Annotated in this window: 1 rRNA gene; it reads right to left on the bottom strand. The window is 63.2% G+C overall.

Annotated elements, in window-relative coordinates:
- Positions 1 to 197 precede the first annotated feature (197 nt).
- Positions 198 to 698: ribosomal RNA gene (locus DMP05_RS09665) — 16S ribosomal RNA — on the bottom strand; the annotation flags it as partial.

Here is a 698-nt window from a genome sequence, read left to right as displayed (position 1 = left end):
TGCGCTAATGTCTTTCATGACATGGAGATAAGATATGTTGATATCTTCGCTTCGAATCGCTATGCGGCTCTCAAGGTGCCCGGGAATCCCGGGAGCCGGATGCTGGGACGGAAACGGAAGTTCCAGGCGGGGCCTCGTCCGGCGGACTCCGATGCTCCGGACTCGGTCTTTTCTGAATGATAGGGTGATCTCCCTAGAAAGGAGGTGATCCAGCCGCACCTTCCGGTACGGCTACCTTGTTACGACTTCACCCCCCTCACCCTCCACACCTTCGACGCCTCCGCCCCCCGGAGGGGTTCGGCCGGCGGCTTCGGGTGCAGACGACTCGGGTGGTGTGACGGGCGGTGTGTACAAGGCCCGGGAACGTATTCACCGCGGCGTGCTGATCCGCGATTACTAGCAACTCCGGCTTCACGCAGGCGGGTTGCAGCCTGCGATCCGAACTGGGGCCGGCTTTAGGGATCCGCTCCCCCTCGCGGGGTGGCAACCCGTTGTGCCGGCCATTGTAGCACGTGTGCGGCCCAGGGCATGAGGGGCATGATGACTTGACGTCGTCCCCGCCTTCCTCCGGCTTGACGCCGGCAGTCCCGCGTGAGTGCCCAACTGAATGCTGGCAACACGCGGCGGGGGTTGCGCTCGTTGCGGGACTTAACCCAACACCTCACGGCACGAGCTGACGACAGCCATGCACCACCTGT

This window comes from Slackia isoflavoniconvertens (genome assembly GCF_003725955.1).
GTDB lineage: Bacteria > Actinomycetota > Coriobacteriia > Coriobacteriales > Eggerthellaceae > Slackia > Slackia isoflavoniconvertens.
The sequence above is the reverse complement of the archived record's forward strand: the minus strand, read 5'-3'. Positions and strand labels throughout refer to the sequence as shown.